Here is a 14534-nt window from a genome sequence, read left to right as displayed (position 1 = left end):
CTTCCTCGGAAGTGACTTTCCCCGGCCTTCGCCTTGGCCCACCGGGGAATCCCCTGCTAGACCTGCCCCATGACCGACTATTCCCCTGACGCCACCGACTGGCGGATCCTCGAAGCACTCCAGCGGGACGGCCGCGCCAGCTTCACCGAACTCGCCCGCTCCGTGTCCATGTCCGCGAGCGCCGTCACCGAGCGGGTGCGCAGGCTGGAGGAGGCAGGGGTGATCACCGGGTACACGGCCGTGGTGGACCCGGAGAAGCTCGGCAAATCGATCCTCGCCCTGGTACGGCTGCGCTATCCGCACGGCAACTACAAGCCGTTCCGCGACTTCCTGGAGGCCACCCCGGAGATCCTGGAGGCGCATCACGTCACGGGCGACGACTGCTTCGTGCTCAAGGTCGCGACGCGCTCGATGGGACATCTGGAGGAGGTCACCGGCCGGATCGCGGGGCTCGGCTCGGTGACGACGAGCATCGTCTACTCCTCGCCGCTGCCCCGCCGCCCGCTCAGTCCGTGAGCGACGCCGTCCGGTGGCGCACGACGGAGCCGCCGCGCTGCTTGACGATCTCCAGCTGGGCCTGGACCCGGGTCCGCAGGTCGGCGACGTGACTGACGATGCCGACGCTGCGGTCCCGCTCGCGCAGTGAGTCCAGGACGTCGAGCACCTCGTCCAGTGCCTGGTCGTCGAGGCTGCCGAAGCCCTCGTCGATGAAGAGGGTGTCCAGGCGCGTGCCGCCCGCCTCGTCGGTGACCACGTCGGCGAGGCCCAGTGCGAGGGCGAGCGAGGCGAAGAAGGTCTCGCCGCCCGAAAGGGTCGCGGTGTCCCGCTCGATGCCGGTCCACGCGTCGACCACGTGCAGCCCCAGGCCGGAACGCCCCCGTCCGCTCGCCCTCGCATCGGAGTGCACCAGGGTGTAGCGGCCGCCGGACATGCGCAGCAGCCGTACCGTCGCGGCGGCGGCCACCTGCTCCAGGCGGGCGGCCAAGACGTAGGCCTCCAGGCGCATCTTGCGCTCGTTGTCGGCGGAGGTGCCCGCGGTCAGTCCGGCCAGCCGGGCCACCCGGTCGTAGGCCTCGCGCAGCGGGCCGAGCGCGCGCAGTTCCTGCTCCGTCTGCCGGGAGAGCCGGTCCAGTTCGGCGCAGCGGACCCGGGCCGCGTCACAGGCGGAGGCCGCCGTACGGAGCTTCGCCGCGGCCTGGACCGCGTACGCCTCGGCGGTGTCCGGCGCGGCCGGGGGCAGTGCCGCGGCCTCGGCGGCGTCGGTCTCGCCGAGGCGGTCCGCCAGGAGGGCCTCCTCCGCCTGCCAGGCGTCCGTCCGGTGCTGGAGCGCGGTGCGTTCGTACTCGGGGAGAACGGCGTCGGCGGCGGCCTCGATGGTGTCGAAGCCCGCCCTGAAGGCGGCGTCGGCGAGCTGGTCGTCGGCCTCCTTGAGCCGGGCGGCGGCCGTCTCGGCGCGGCGCAGGCAGGCGGCGGCGCCGGCGACCATCCTGACCCGGTCCTCCAGGGTCCGGGCGCGGGCCGCGACGGTGGGCGCGTCCCGCCGTACGAGGGCGAGTTCGGCCTCCAGCGAGGCCTGTTCCCGGTCCAGGGCCTCACGGCGGGAAGCCCGCGCGGCGGCCCGGGTCTCGGCGTCGAGCCGGTCGGCGCTGCGCGCGGCGTGTTCCCGCTCGGCCCGGGCGAGCTGCTCCCGCGCGGCGTGCAGGCCGGCGGCCGCGGCGTGGGCGGCGGCGTGCCGGGTGGTCAGGTCGGTGGTCAGGGCCAGGAGTTCGGCGGTGGTGGACTCCCCCACGGCGGACGCGGCCTCGGCGCGGGCCTCCCGGGCGACGGCGAGCCGGCGCTCGACGGCGGCCCGGGCCTGCTCGGCCTCTTCGAAGGCGGCGTGCGCGGCGTCCTCGGCGGCCCGGTCGACGTGTCCGGGGGCGGGGCGGGCCGGAGCCGGGTGCTCCGCGGATCCGCACACCGTGCAGGCCTCTCCGGCCACCAGGGCTTCGGCGAGTTCGGCGGCGATGCCGCGCAGCCGGGCCTCCTTGAGCTCCAGCCAGCGTTCGCGCGCGGCGGCCGACTCCCCGCGCAGGTCGAGCAGTTCGCCCTCGGCGCGCTCGGCGTCGGCGGCGAACTCGTCCCGCCTGCGGGCGGCGTTCAGGTTCATCCGGGCCGGTTCCAGCCTGCCCGCGAGCTGCTCGGCCAGGGTGGCGGCCTGCTGGGCGGCGTCCACCCGCTCCTGGAGGGCGGTCCGGGTGTCGTCCCAGCGCCCCAGCCATTCGGCGGCCTCCTGGTGCTGCTCCTCGGCGGCCCGGGACTCCCGTTCCAGGTCGGCCCGTTCGCGGCCGATCTCGGCGCTGCGCTGCTCGGCGCGGTGGGCGGCGCCGAGCGCGCCGAGTTCCTCGCGCAGCCGCTGCTCGACGGCGGCCAGCTGCTCGGTGCCCGCCTCCCGCAGCGGGGGCGGCAGTTCCGCCCGCGCCGCCGTCTCGGCGTGCGCGGCGGCGAGGTGGGCCGCGGAGGCCGCGCCGCGCAGCTCCAGGGCGGGGGCCACCAGGGCTCCCCGCCGGGCCCCGTCCAGCAGGCCGCGCACCCGCTCGCGTTCGGGCTCCGCCTCGGCGAGCAGGGCGGCCCGGCGGGCGGTCTCCGCGTGCCGGCGCTGGAGCCGGTCGAGTTCCCGCGCGTCCTCGGCGGCCCGGCGGGCGGCAGCGTGCCGGCTCTCGACGGCGGCGAGGGCGTATTCGGCGACGTCGAGCCGTTCGCGGGCGGAGCAGCGGGCGACGGCCGCCCAGGCGCGGACCGCTCCGGCCAGCCCGGGATCTCCCGGCTGGTGTCCGGGCAGCGGCCAGGCCCGCAGGTCGGCGCTGTCCCCGGCGGCCTGGGCGAGCCGCTGGGCGGTGTGCAGCACCTTCTCGTCGCCGGCCCGGACCCTGGCCTCGGCGGCCCGGCGCCGTTCGCCGAGCAGGGTCTCGACGGCGGCGAAGCGGCGGGTGTCGAAGAGCCGGCCGAGGAGCCGGCCGCGGGCCGCCTCGTCGGCGCGCAGGAACCGCGCGAACTCCCCCTGCGGCAACAGTACGACCTGGCAGAACTGCTCACGGCTCATGCCGAGCAGCTGCTCGATCTCCTCGCCGATCTCCTGGTGGGAGCGGCTGAGGGCCGCCCAGCCCTCGCCTGTGTGCTCGCGCAGCCAGCTCTGCGCCTTGTCCTTGGTGGTGCCCGTGCCCCGCTTCTTGGGACGCTCCTGCTCGGGGCGCCGGGTGATCTCCAGGCGGCGGCCGCCCGCGGTGAGTTCGAGGGTGACCTCGGTGGCGGTGCCGGCGGTGGCGTGGTCGCTGCGCAGGCTGGTGCCGGGGGCCTGGCGGGGGCCGGGCACGGATCCGTAGAGGGCGTAGCAGACGGCGTCGAGCACGGAGGTCTTCCCCGCGCCCGTGGGGCCGTGCAGCAGGAAGATCCCGGCGCCGGACAGGGCGTCGAAGTCGATCTCCTGGGGCTCGGCGAACGGTCCGAAGGCGGTGACGGCCAGCCTGTGCAGCCTCATCGGTGGGTCTCCCGGCAGCTGTCGTCGGCTCGGACGTCGTCGAAGGCGCCCTGGAGGACGGCCCGTTCGGCCTCGTCGGGGTGGCCGCCGCCGCGTACGTGGGCGACGAAGTCCTCGGCGATCTGCTGGTCGGTGCGGCCGCGCAGGCGCTGGGCGTAGGAGGCGCCGGTCTCCTCCCGGCGGCCCTCGGGGTCGAAGGCGAGGGTGAGGGTGTGCGGGAAACGGGTGGCGAGGCGGGCCATGGGGTCGTCGGGGCGGACCGGATCGGTGAGGGTGGCCTCCACCCAGGCGCCCTCGTGCACGGCGTACGCGGGGTCGTCGAGGAGGTCGTCGATGCGTCCGCGCAGCCTCGCGAGGGGGCGCGGCACGGGGGTGTCGATGCGCTCGGCGCCGCTGATCTCTCCTCCCGCGCCCAGTTCGATCAGCCACATGGTCTTGCGGTGGTCGGCCTCGGAGAAGGAGTAGGCGAGAGGGGAACCGGAGTAGCGGACGCGTTCGTTGATCGTCTGGCAGCCGTGGAGGTGGCCGAGGGCGGTGTAGTCCACCCCGTCGAAGACGGAGGCGGGCACCGCTTCGACGCCGCCGACGCTGATGTCGCGCTCGCTGTCGCTGGCCTGCCCGCCGGTGACGAAGGCGTGTGCCAGGACGACGGAGCGGGTGCCGGGCGGGCGGGTGGCGAGGTCGGCCCGGATCCGGTCCATGGCCGCGCCCAGGACCGCCTCGTGGCTGACCTTCCGCGTGCTGAACTCGTCCTTGACCAGGGCCGGCTCCAGGTACGGCAGCCCGTAGAGCGCCACGTCACCGTGTACGTCGGCCAGTACGACGGGGTCGGCGCAGCCGGCCGGGTCGGTCCGCAGGTGGATCCCGGCGCGGCCGATCAGCCCGGCTCCGACCCCGAGCCGGCGCGCGGAGTCGTGGTTGCCGGAGATCATGACGGTGGGCACGCCGAGCTCGGCGAGCCGGTGCAGGGCCCGGTCGTACAGCTCGACGGCGGGCAGCGGGGGCACGGCGCGGTCGTAGACGTCGCCGGCGACGAGGACGGCGTCGACCTCGTGAGTGCGGACCGTGTCGACGAGGTGGTCCACGAAGGCGGCCTGGGCGCCGAGCAGGTTCACCCGGTGGAAGGCCCGGCCGAGGTGCCAGTCGGAGGTGTGCAGGAACTTCACTCGCCGGCCCCGCCGCACATGCCGTCTCCCCCTGGTCGTCTCCCGCTCGCTGGACCCCACTACGCTAACCCGTCCCCGGGGGCGTTCAGGGCGCGTACGTCTCCCCGCCCAGGGTGAGACGGGCCGTACCGGCCGTGCTGTCGGCGAGCCAGGCCTCGAAGGCGGGCAGATCCGCCTCGGGGAGGGCGACCTCGATCTCCACGGCGGTCCCGTAGCGCAGGTCCACCACGGTCCGGCCGGTGGAGCGCAGGTCGTTCTGCGTCTTGCCGGCGCGCTGGTGGTCGACGGTGACGGTGGCCAGCCGGTAGCGCCGCCGGGTGACGGTGCCGAGTTCGTCGAGGGCCTCGCCGACGACGCCGCCGTAGGCGCGGATCAACCCGCCGGCGCCGAGCTTCACGCCGCCGTAGTAGCGGGTGACGACGGCCACGGCGTAGCGGACGTCCCGGCGCATGAGCATCTGCAGCATGGGCACCCCGGCGGTGCCGCCGGGCTCCCCGTCGTCGCTGGCCTTCTGGACGGCGGCGTCGGCGCCGACGACGTAGGCGTAGCAGTTGTGCGAGGCGGTGGGGTGCTCCTTGCGGATGCGCGCGACGAACTCCTGCGCCTCCTGTTCGGTCGCGGCGGGCGCGAGCGAACACAGGAAGCGCGAGCGGTTGATCTCCGACTCGTGCGCGCCCTCACGGGCCACCGTCACGTACTGGTCTGCCTTCACCGCTCCACCCTAATCCGTGGTCACACCCGGCCCGGCCGTCGTGGAAGCCGGACGGGCCCCGGGCGTACAAGGGGAATCGGACGCGGGGGTTTTCGGTTGATGCGGCTGAGCGACAGCGGCAGACGACGACAGACGGCACAGCAGGAGGCGGCGCGCGTGTACGGCGATCCGGCAACCATTCGCAAGATCCTCACCGAGCTCGGTGACACCTGGGCCGTGGTGGGCCTCTCGAACAACAGGGACCGGGCGGCCTACGGGGTGGCGCGCGTGCTCCAGCAGTACGGCAAGCGCGTGATCCCCGTGCACCCCAAGGCCGAGACCGTGCACGGCGAGCCCGGGTACGCCTCGCTGGAGGCGATCCCGTTCAAGGTGGACGTGGTGGACGTCTTCGTGAACAGCGAACTGGCCGGGGCGGTGGCCGACCAGGCGGCCGCCGTCGGCGCCGAGGCCGTCTGGTTCCAGCTCGGCGTTATCGACGAGGCCGCCTTCGACCGGACCCGCGCGGCCGGGCTGACGATGGTCATGGACCGCTGCCCGGCGATCGAGATCCCCGCGCTCTAGGGAGCGGACACGACCCAGGAGCGGCTCAGCCCGCGGCCGGCCCGCCGTGCGCGGTGGCGGAAGCGGTGGCGGCCGGCGGTACCGGTGCGGACACCGGGGGGACCGACACGGCGAGGGTCATCTCCATCGGTACGGAGCCCTCGTTGCGGTAGGAGTGCGGGAGGTTGGCCTCGAAGGTGGCCGCGGCCCCGGCGGGGACGCGGAACTGCTCCTCGCCGACCACCAGCGTCAGCTCCCCGGCCGTGACGTGCAGCATCTCGATGGTGCCGGAGGGGTGCGGGACGGAGTCCGTGCCCTCACCCGGCACCAGGTGCCAGGTCCACAGCTCCATGGGCCCGCGCTCGTCGGTGCCGATCAGCATGGTCGTCGTACTGCCCGCCTCGCTCGACCAGATCCGCACCACCTGTTCCGGCGGGACGACCCGGACCTGCGGACCGCGGTCGTAGTCGAGGAGTGCGGAGATGCTGACGCCGAGCGCGTCGGCCAGCCTCACCGTGGTGCCCACGCTGGGATTCGTACGGGCCTGCTCGATCTGGATGATCATCCCGCGGCTCACACCGGCGCGGGCCGCCAGCGAGTCCAGCGTGAAGCCGCGCTCCCCGCGCCACCTCTTGAGGTTCCGGGCGAGCGCCTGGGTGAGCTGTTCGAGATCCGACACCATTCCGTCCAATATCCTGGATGACACAGTCCAACAGACTGCACTACCGTGTTCTGTATTCGATGCTGCACTGCGGCGTTCACTGCACTGTACTGCGAGGCCCCCCGATGACCGCCTTCTTCGCCCTGGCCACAGCCGTCCTGTGGGGCCTCGCCGACTTCGGCGGCGGGCTGCTGACGCGCCGGATACCGGCGCTCACGGTGGTCGTCGTCTCGCAGATCGTCGCCGTCGTCGTGCTCGGCGCCGTGGTCCTCGGCACCGGCGCCTGGAGCGAGGCCGGTCCGCAGCTGTGGTTCGCGGTCGGCGCGGGCCTGGTCGGACCGGTCGCCATGCTCAGCTTCTACAAGGCGCTGGCCCTCGGCCCGATGGGCGTGGTCTCACCGCTCGGCTCCCTGGGCGTGGTCGTGCCGGTCACCGCCGGGCTCATACTCGGCGAGCGGCCCGGCCTCGGCCAGTTCGCCGGAATCGCGGTCGCCGTCGTCGGCATCGTCCTCGCCGGCGGGCCCGAGCTGCGCGGCGCCCCCGTCCAGCGGCGGGCCGTTGTCCTCACCCTGGTCGCGGCCTTCGGCTTCGGCGCGGTGATGGCCCTGATCGCGGAGGCGTCGACCACCGTCACCGGTCTCTTCCTCGCACTGTTCGTCCAGCGGGTCACCAACGTCACCGTCGGCGGCGCCGCCTTGTGGGCGCAGTCCCGGCGCGGCGTCCCCGCCCTCCCGGAGGGCACCGGTCCGCGGGTCCTGTGGGGACTGCTGCCGGCCCTGGCCTTCGTCGGCCTCGCGGACGTCGCGGCGAACGGCACGTACTCCGTCGCCGCCCAGAACGGCCCGGTCACCATGGCCGCCGTGCTGTCCTCGCTGTACCCGGTGATCACCGCGCTCGCCGCCTTCGCGGTCCTGAAGGAGCGGCTGCGCACCGTCCAGGCGGCGGGCGCCGGACTGGCCCTCGCGGGAACGGTCCTGCTGGGCGCGGGCTGAACCGCGGGGCGCTACTTCTCGGCCTCCGCCAGTCCGGCCTCCGCCAGTCCGGCCTCCGCGAGCCCGGCGTCCGCCAGTTCGGCCTCTGCCCGTTCGACCTCGGCCAGCTCGGCCTCGGTGAGCTCGGCCAGCCCCCGCAGCTGCTCCGGCGTCACGCCGTCCGGGATCGGCACGGGCGCCGGGGTCCGCAGCGGCGGCTGCCACCCCGTCTCCGGCGTCCAGCGCCGTACGATGCGCGCCGGCGCCCCCGCCACCACGGCGTGGTCGGGCACCTCGCCCCGTACGACGGCACCCGCGGCCACCACCACGTTGCGGCCGAGCCGCGCGCCCGGCAGGATCACCGCGCCCGTGCCGAGCCAGCATCCGGGGCCGATCTCCACGGGCGCGCTGCGCGGCCACTGCCGGCCGACGGGCTCGTGCGGGTCGTCGTAGCTGTGGTTCGTGGACGTGATGTAGACACCGGGCCCGCAGAAGGTGTTCGAGCCGATCTCGATGCGCGCGTCGGCGATGACGTGACTGTCCCGCCCGATGACGACCCCGTCGCCGAACACCAGCATCGGCTCGGCGCCCAGGTCGAGGTCCGGCATCATGCCGGCGGTGAGGGTGACCTGCTCGCCGATGATGCAGTGCCCGCCGAGCCGGATCCACCGCTCGCCGAAGACCGTGCCCTGCGGAAAGGCGAGCCGGGTGCCGTCCCCGATCGCACCGAAGCGCAGCCGGCCCGGGGTCTGCGCGGTCACCGCGCCGGCCTGCTGCATCCAGCGCCAGCCGGTGTGGACCACACGGCTCGCCAGCCGACGGCGCAGGACCGCCACGGATGAGAACGTGTTCTTTTTCTTCGGCACCCGGCCACGGTAGTGCGCCCGGCGGCGGTCGTCCGGACCACGGTCCTGTGATCTTCACCCCATCGCCGGAACAGCGGGCGGCGTGGCCTACGGTGCTGTTGGCGCGGCAACCGGACGACCCGACCAGAGGAAAGCGAACATGACGCAGCAGACGGCCCAGGCACTCGTGGCGGGTGTGAACGGAAAGCACCCGGACATCGACCCCACCGCGTTCACCGCGCCCACCTCGGTCGTGGTCGGAGAGGTCACCCTCGCCGCCGGCGCCAGCATCTGGTACTCGGCGGTGCTGCGCGCCGACTGCGGGCCGATCACCCTCGGCGCCGACAGCAACGTGCAGGACAACTGCACGCTCCACGTCGACCCGGGCTTCCCCGTCTCCATCGGCGAGCGCGTCTCCATCGGGCACAACGCCGTCGTCCACGGCTGCACCGTCGAGGACGACTGCCTGATCGGGATGGGCGCCACCGTCCTGAACGGCGCGGTGATCGGCGCCGGTTCCCTGGTGGCCGCGCAGGCACTGGTCCCGCAGGGCATGGTGGTCCCGCCGGGCTCGCTGGTCGCGGGCGTCCCCGCGAAGGTGCGCCGCGAGCTGACCGCCGAGGAGCGCGAGGGCATCAAGGTCAACGCCGTGATGTACGTGGAACTGGCGAAGCAGCACCGCGCCTCGGTGACGCCGGACGCCGTCTAGGCGGTCGGGGCGGCCCTGCCCGGACCGGTACCCGCCGGGCGCTCCGCCGCCGTCACTCCCCGACCGTGGCGCGGGCCGTCGGCTGCGCGGGGATCTCCGCCCCGTCCGCCCCGGCGGCCTCGGCCGCCTTCTTCATCCGGCTGCGCACCACCAGGGTCACGACGAGACCGAACAGCACCGCGAGGCCGAGGGCCAGCCAGGAGAACCGCTTCAGCCAGGGCTCGGCGACGATGCCGACCGAGTAGATGACGGCGGTGGTTCCGCCCGCCCAGAGGATCCCGCCGAGGACGTTGGCGACGAGGAAGCGCCAGTACGGCATGTGCAGCACGCCCGCCAGCGGCCCCGCGAAGATCCGCAGCAGCGCCACGAAACGGCCGAAGAAGACGGCCCACATGCCCCACTTCTCGAAGGAGCGTTCCGCCAGGGCGACCTGCTGGGGTCCGAAGTGCTTGGGGAAGCGCCGGCCCAGCCGCTCCAGCAGCGGCTTGCCGCCCCGGCGTCCGATGGCGTAGCCGATCGAGTCGCCCACGATCGCGCCGGTGATCGCGCACAGCCCCAGTACGACGGGGTCGATCTCCCCGTGCTGCGAGGCCAGCAGCGCCGAGCTGACCAGGATGATCTCGCCCGGCAGCGGGATGCCGAGGCTCTCCAGGCCGATGACCAGACCCACCAGGAGATAGATGCTGACCGCCGGAATCGTCTCCAGCCATTCCTGGATGTGCACCGGTGCGTCCTCCCGAGTCGTCCCCGGCGCGCCCCCTGTGACACGCCGAACGGGCAGCCTATCGGCTCGCCAGCGTGACCTTTGACCTCAGAGGCAGTTCGCGTGAGGAACGTCCCGCGAACACTTCGCGGCGTCCGGAGCCCAGCACCCAGGCGTGCCGCTCCGGGTCCCACGACGACAGCGTCCGGGCGTCGATGTCGACGGTGACGCGCTGCGCCGCGCCCGGTGGCAGGGTGATCCGCCGGTAGCCGGCGAGTGCGCGCACCGGCTGGTCGAGCCGCAGTTCCTCGGACGGGCCCACGTACACCTGGGCCACCTCCGTACCCTTGCGCCGGCCGGTGTTGCGGACCGTGAACTCCACGCGCAGTCCGCCGCGCTGCGCGCGGACCGTGAGCTTCTCGTACTGCCAGGTGGTGTACGACAGGCCGTGCCCGAAGGGGAAGAGCGGGGTCGCCCGCTTGGCGTCGTACCAGCGGTGGCCGACGTGGACGCCCTCGGAGTACTCCTGCCGGCCGCCCACCCCCGGGTAGCGCGCGGGGTCCCCGCCGACCGGGGTGGTCCCCTCGTCGGCCGGGAAGGTCTGGGTGAGGCGGCCCCCGGGGTCCACGTCGCCGAAGAGGACGTCTGCGGTGGCTCCGGCGCCCTCCTGCCCCGGGTAGTACATCTGGAGGACCGCTCCGGTACGGGAGAGCCACGGCATGGTCGTACCGGAGGGGGTGTTGAGCACGACCGTCGTACGGGGGTTCGCGGCGGCGACCGCCTCGATCAGGCGTTCCTGCCCGCCCGGGAGCGCCAGCGAGGTCCGGTCCCTGCCCTCGGTGGCGTCCTCGTAGGCGAACAGGACCACGCTGCGGGCCGCCTTCGCGGTGCGTACCGCCTCGGCGAGGTCCGCGGCCCGGATCGCCCCGGTGACGTACCGCAGGCGCAGGCGCTGGCCCTTGTCCCCGCCTGCGGCGGTGACGGAGAGCCGGTGGGTGCCCGCCTTGAGGGTGAGGGTGCGTCGGCGCACGGCCATCCCGTCGGGTGCGGAGCCGAGGAGTCCGCCCGCGTAGTGCTCGGCCATGCCCTGCCGGACGGGGAACAGCTCCTCCCCGTCGAGGCGTACGCCGGGCCGCTTCCCGGTGTAGTGGACCAGCAGGGTCCACTCGTCGTCGGCCGCGAGGTGGAAGGTGCCTTCGTGGGTCCAGACGCGCCCGGGGCCGACCTCGCGGTGCTCCAGATCGGCGGCCGGAGCCAGCAGCTCCGCCGGCAGCGGCCGCCCGTAGAGGTCCTCGCCGAGGGCGTGGCGCACGGTGCTGCCGTTCCCGGCCCGCCGCCGGATGGCGTTGAGCGGGGCGGTCGCGCCGTCGGGCACGACGTGCGAGCTGCCCCCGCCGCCGGTGAACGGCACCTGGGCGGTGGGCCCGATCACCGCGATCGAGCGGGCCGCGGCCCCGGTCAGCGGCAGGGTGCCGTGCTCGTTGCGCAGCAGCACGGCGCCGGCGGTGGCCACCTTGCGGGCCACCCGGGCCCCGGCCGCGGCGTCGCGCGGGGGCCGGGCGGGCTGCCGGGCCGCCAGCAGCCCGAAGCGGTCCATCGTGGACAGGATCCGGTGCACGGCCTGGTCGACGGCGGCCTCCGTCACCGAGCCGCCGCGCACCGCCTCGCGCAGCGGCCCGCCGAAGTGGGTGCCGCCGGGCATCTCCATGTCGAGACCGGCGTGGACGGCGGCGACGGTGCTGTGGGCGGCGCCCCAGTCGGAGACCACCCAGCCGTCGAACCCCCAGCTGCCGCGCAGCAGTTCGTCGAGCAGCGGCCTGCTCTCGCAGGCGTGGACCCCGTTGACCTTGTTGTAGGACCCCATCACGGCGCCCGCGCCGGCGGCCACGGCGGCCTCGAAGCCCCGTAGCTCGGTCTCGCGCAGCGCCTGCTCGCCGACGGACACGTCGACGGTGTCGCGGCCCTGTTCCTGGTTGTTGAGGGCGAAGTGCTTGACGGTGGCGATGAGTCCCTCGTCCTGGATCCCGCGGACCAGCTCGCCGACCAGGTCGGCGGTCAGCCGCGGGTCCTCGGAGAGGGTCTCGAAGTTCCGGCCGGCGTAGGGGGTGCGGATGAGGTTGGCCATGGGGGCCAGCACGACGTCCTGGCCGAGGGCCCGGCCCTCGCGGCCGATGACGCGTCCGTACTCGCGGGCCAGCGCCGGGTCGAAGGCGGAGGCGAGCAGCACCGGCGCGGGCAGTGCGGTGGCGGGCCGGGATACCCGTACCCCGGCGGGCCCGTCGGCGAGCCGCAGCGCCGGGATGCCCAGGCGCGGTACGCCGGGCACGTAGCCGGCCTGGCCGCGGGGGGCGGGGTCGGGCGCCCCGTGCAGCAGGGCGGTCTTCTCCTCCAGGGTGAGCCGCTCCAGCAGGGCGTCGATCCGGGCGGCGCCACCCGTACCGGTGCCGGTGCCGCTCCCGGCGGCGGGTGCGCCCGGTGCGCCGCTCGCGGAGCCCCGCGGCACGGCGCCGGGCGGTGGCACGGCCGGGGCGCAGCCGCCGGCTCCGAGGACCGCGCCCACCCCGCCCGCCGATGCGATCAGCCGCATCGCCGAACGTCTGGACACGTCCTCGCTCATGGGCGCTCCCTGCGGCGTGGGTCGGCGGGAGCGGCCCGCGCCGGACCGCTCCCAGGGCCACTGTGCTCCGCGTGGCCGCGGGCCCGGCCGAGACGCGCCACCGCGGGCGCCCAGGTTCAGCCCTCCGGCAGGGGCGGGAGGCCGTCGGCCGCGCGCCGGGGCTCGTCCTGACTCTGGATGCGCGCCTCGGTGCGGTGTCCGCGCGCGATGTAGTCCCGTACGACGGCCTCCACCGCGTCCTGCGGCGAGCCGACCCCGGCGAGCACCATCACCTCCACCACGAGCTCGGCGTCGAGGCTGATGTTGACCTTGGCCACGGGTACCCCCTCCATCGTCGTGGCAGGACTCTAGACGCCCGGGGGGACGCCCGCCCGACGGCACGGCCCGCGCACGGGGTCGCCGCGGGCGGAGCGCCGGAAAGCAGGACGTGCCCGCCGCCACCGGGCAGGACACCCCCTGGTGGCGACGGGCACGTACCCGGCAGGCGTTACGCGTTCGGGCGCAGCGTCCAGACGACGGTCATCTCGCCCGTCACGGCCTCGTCCTCGCGCTGGATGGCGATGGTGACGGGGAACTCGGGGCGGCCGCCCGCGTCGAGTTCGGCCACGACCTCCGCGGCCGGGCGGCCGAGGGTGGCGGTGGCGGTGACGACGCCCTTGGCGAGCTTCTTGTAGCCGATCTCGGCCTTCACGGCGAGGGGCACGGCCCGGGAGAGCTGGTCGCCGAAGGCGGCCAGGACGATGGCGCCGCTCGCGGACTCGGCGAGGGTGAACATGGCGCCGGCGTGCGGGCCGCCGACGTGGTTGTGGTAGTCGGGCTGGTCCGGGAGCCGGACGACCGCGCGCTCGGGGGTGGTCTCCAGGAACTCGAGGTTCAGGGTCCGGGCCATCGGCACGGTCGCGGCGAGCAGTTCGCCCACGTTCATCTGATCTGCGCTCATGGAACGCGATGTTACCCGCGAGTAGAGAGGATTGGCCAGAGCTCGGCGGGGGGCGGCCGTGGCTCCCGGCGACCGCTCCCACTATCGTTACCGGCCATGTGGCCAGGACAGCAGCAGCCGCCCGGGGGCGAGCAGAACCCCCAGGACGCGCATCAGAACCCGTACGCGCAGCCGCCGGGACAGCCGGCGCAGCCGAACCCGTACCAGCAGCAGCCCGGTTACGGATACCCGCAGCAGCCCGGCTACCCGCAGCAGCCGGGGTACCAGCAGCCCCCGACGGTTCCGGGCCAGCCCTGGAGCCAGCCCCAGCCGCCCCAGGCCTCCGGCTCAAGCCCGTACTCGACCAAGACCGTGGCCATCGTCGCGGCCGCCGCGGTCGTCGTGGCGGCCGCCGCGACCGGCGCGTACGTCCTGACCCGGGACGACAAGAACACCGAGGCCAACGACAAGCCCGCGACGAGCTCCTCCGCGCCCGTCGAGGCGCCCGCGCCGGCCGGCAGCAGCGCGAACCCCCGGGCCGGCGGCGCCATGCAGCCCGTCATCCCGGGCTGGAAGGTCGTCACCAACACGAAGTACAACGTCGCCTACGACGTCCCCCCGGAGTGGAACGTCAACGACCCCGGCGTCTCCCTCTTCTACGACGACGAGGTCAAGAACGACGGCAAGCCGGTCATCACGATGTCCGGCACCGCCACCCTCAAGCAGGAGTGGTGCACGGTCGACAAGGACGCCGACGGCCACCTCGAGAAGTTCTCGATCGCGGACGCCGGCGTCAAGGGTGCCCAGGGCGCCAAGGACACCGCCCAGGCGGCGACCGACAACACCGGCACCTGGGTGTGGGCGGGCTTCGCGCAGAAGGAGCCCAAGGGTACGGTCAAGGTGACCGACCCCAAGGAGTTCACGACCTCCTCCGGGATCAAGGGCCACATGGTGGTCGCCACCGCGCCGAACGTGAAGAAGGAGCACAAGTGCTCCACCGACGGCAAGGCGGTCGGCTTCGCCTTCAAGAACGCCGCCGGTGACTTCGCCACCTTCGCTCTGGTCACCGCGGCCGGTGTGAAGGAAGAGGTCCCGACCGAGATCTCCGACAAGATCCTCAGCTCCATCCGGCTCTCCACCGGATGATCTCCGGCTGAACCCCTCCCCGCCCCGG

14 protein-coding genes are annotated in these 14534 nt (G+C 74.1%); 5 read left to right on the top strand and 9 right to left on the bottom strand.

Going from position 1 to position 14534, the window contains the following annotated elements; translation table 11 throughout:
- Positions 1-69 precede the first annotated feature (69 nt).
- The gene (locus tag IG86_RS0114460) at positions 70-516 is read left to right on the top strand and encodes an Lrp/AsnC family transcriptional regulator (protein ID WP_030658384.1); all 447 of its coding nucleotides are present in this window, start codon (positions 70-72) and stop codon (positions 514-516) included.
- Here IG86_RS0114460 and IG86_RS0114455 read toward each other — a convergent pair.
- The 3 genes from IG86_RS0114455 to IG86_RS0114445 form a co-directional block, all read right to left on the bottom strand.
- Positions 506-3517, bottom strand: coding sequence for an AAA family ATPase (locus IG86_RS0114455; protein ID WP_030820519.1), 3012 nt, complete (start codon positions 3515-3517; stop codon positions 506-508). The two genes, IG86_RS0114460 and IG86_RS0114455, sit on opposite strands and share 11 nt — an antisense overlap.
- Positions 3514-4683, bottom strand: coding sequence for an exonuclease SbcCD subunit D (locus tag IG86_RS0114450; RefSeq protein WP_030820517.1), 1170 nt, complete (start codon positions 4681-4683; stop codon positions 3514-3516). Before IG86_RS0114450 ends, IG86_RS0114455 begins: the two co-directional genes overlap by 4 nt.
- Positions 4684-4768: 85 nt before the next feature.
- Positions 4769-5395, bottom strand: a complete 627-nt coding sequence (locus IG86_RS0114445; RefSeq protein ID WP_030820515.1) for a YigZ family protein — start codon at positions 5393-5395, stop codon at positions 4769-4771.
- A 156-nt stretch (positions 5396-5551) separates the two neighbouring features.
- On the opposite strand from IG86_RS0114445, the gene IG86_RS0114440 reads away from it, so the two are divergent.
- Complete coding sequence (locus tag IG86_RS0114440) at positions 5552-5956, top strand: CoA-binding protein (protein WP_030820513.1); 405 nt, start codon at positions 5552-5554, stop codon at positions 5954-5956.
- A 25-nt stretch (positions 5957-5981) separates the two neighbouring features.
- Here IG86_RS0114440 and IG86_RS0114435 read toward each other — a convergent pair whose 3' ends face one another.
- Positions 5982-6614 (bottom strand): helix-turn-helix domain-containing protein, encoded by a 633-nt coding sequence (locus IG86_RS0114435; RefSeq protein WP_078848448.1) that lies wholly within the window; start codon positions 6612-6614, stop codon positions 5982-5984.
- Between the two features lie 107 nt (positions 6615-6721).
- On the opposite strand from IG86_RS0114435, the gene IG86_RS0114430 reads away from it, so the two are divergent.
- A complete protein-coding gene (locus tag IG86_RS0114430) occupies positions 6722-7588 on the top strand; it encodes an EamA family transporter (protein WP_030820510.1) in 867 nt (288 codons plus the stop codon).
- Positions 7589-7599: 11 nt separating this feature from the next.
- Here the strand turns inward: IG86_RS0114430 and IG86_RS0114425 are convergent, their stop codons facing one another.
- On the bottom strand, positions 7600-8433 hold the full coding sequence (locus IG86_RS0114425) for an acyltransferase (protein ID WP_051785175.1): 834 nt from the start codon (positions 8431-8433) through the stop codon (positions 7600-7602).
- Positions 8434-8572: 139 nt separating this feature from the next.
- On the opposite strand from IG86_RS0114425, the gene IG86_RS0114420 reads away from it, so the two are divergent.
- On the top strand, positions 8573-9121 hold the full coding sequence (locus IG86_RS0114420) for a gamma carbonic anhydrase family protein (RefSeq protein ID WP_030820509.1): 549 nt from the start codon (positions 8573-8575) through the stop codon (positions 9119-9121).
- Between the two features lie 52 nt (positions 9122-9173).
- Here IG86_RS0114420 and IG86_RS0114415 read toward each other — a convergent pair whose 3' ends face one another.
- The 4 genes from IG86_RS0114415 to IG86_RS0114400 form a co-directional block, all read right to left on the bottom strand.
- Positions 9174-9845 (bottom strand): DedA family protein, encoded by a 672-nt coding sequence (locus tag IG86_RS0114415; protein WP_030820508.1) that lies wholly within the window; start codon positions 9843-9845, stop codon positions 9174-9176.
- Positions 9846-9903: 58 nt separating this feature from the next.
- The gene (locus tag IG86_RS0114410; protein WP_030820507.1) at positions 9904-12441 is read right to left on the bottom strand and encodes a glycoside hydrolase family 3 C-terminal domain-containing protein; all 2538 of its coding nucleotides are present in this window, start codon (positions 12439-12441) and stop codon (positions 9904-9906) included.
- A 116-nt stretch (positions 12442-12557) separates the two neighbouring features.
- Positions 12558-12758, bottom strand: coding sequence for a type II toxin-antitoxin system VapB family antitoxin (locus IG86_RS0114405; RefSeq protein WP_030820505.1), 201 nt, complete (start codon positions 12756-12758; stop codon positions 12558-12560).
- 170 nt (positions 12759-12928) lie between these two features.
- Positions 12929-13381 carry a DUF4442 domain-containing protein gene (locus IG86_RS0114400; protein ID WP_173429180.1) on the bottom strand — a complete coding sequence of 151 codons (453 nt, stop codon included), beginning with the start codon at positions 13379-13381 and terminating at the stop codon, positions 12929-12931.
- Between the two features lie 96 nt (positions 13382-13477).
- On the opposite strand from IG86_RS0114400, the gene IG86_RS0114395 reads away from it, so the two are divergent.
- Complete coding sequence (locus IG86_RS0114395) at positions 13478-14506, top strand: DUF8017 domain-containing protein (RefSeq protein ID WP_030820501.1); 1029 nt, start codon at positions 13478-13480, stop codon at positions 14504-14506.
- Positions 14507-14534 lie beyond the last annotated feature (28 nt).

Origin of the sequence: Streptomyces virginiae, from assembly GCF_000720455.1 — a bacterium.
Lineage (GTDB): Bacteria > Actinomycetota > Actinomycetes > Streptomycetales > Streptomycetaceae > Streptomyces > Streptomyces virginiae.
The sequence above is the reverse complement of the archived record's forward strand: the minus strand, read 5'-3'. Positions and strand labels throughout refer to the sequence as shown.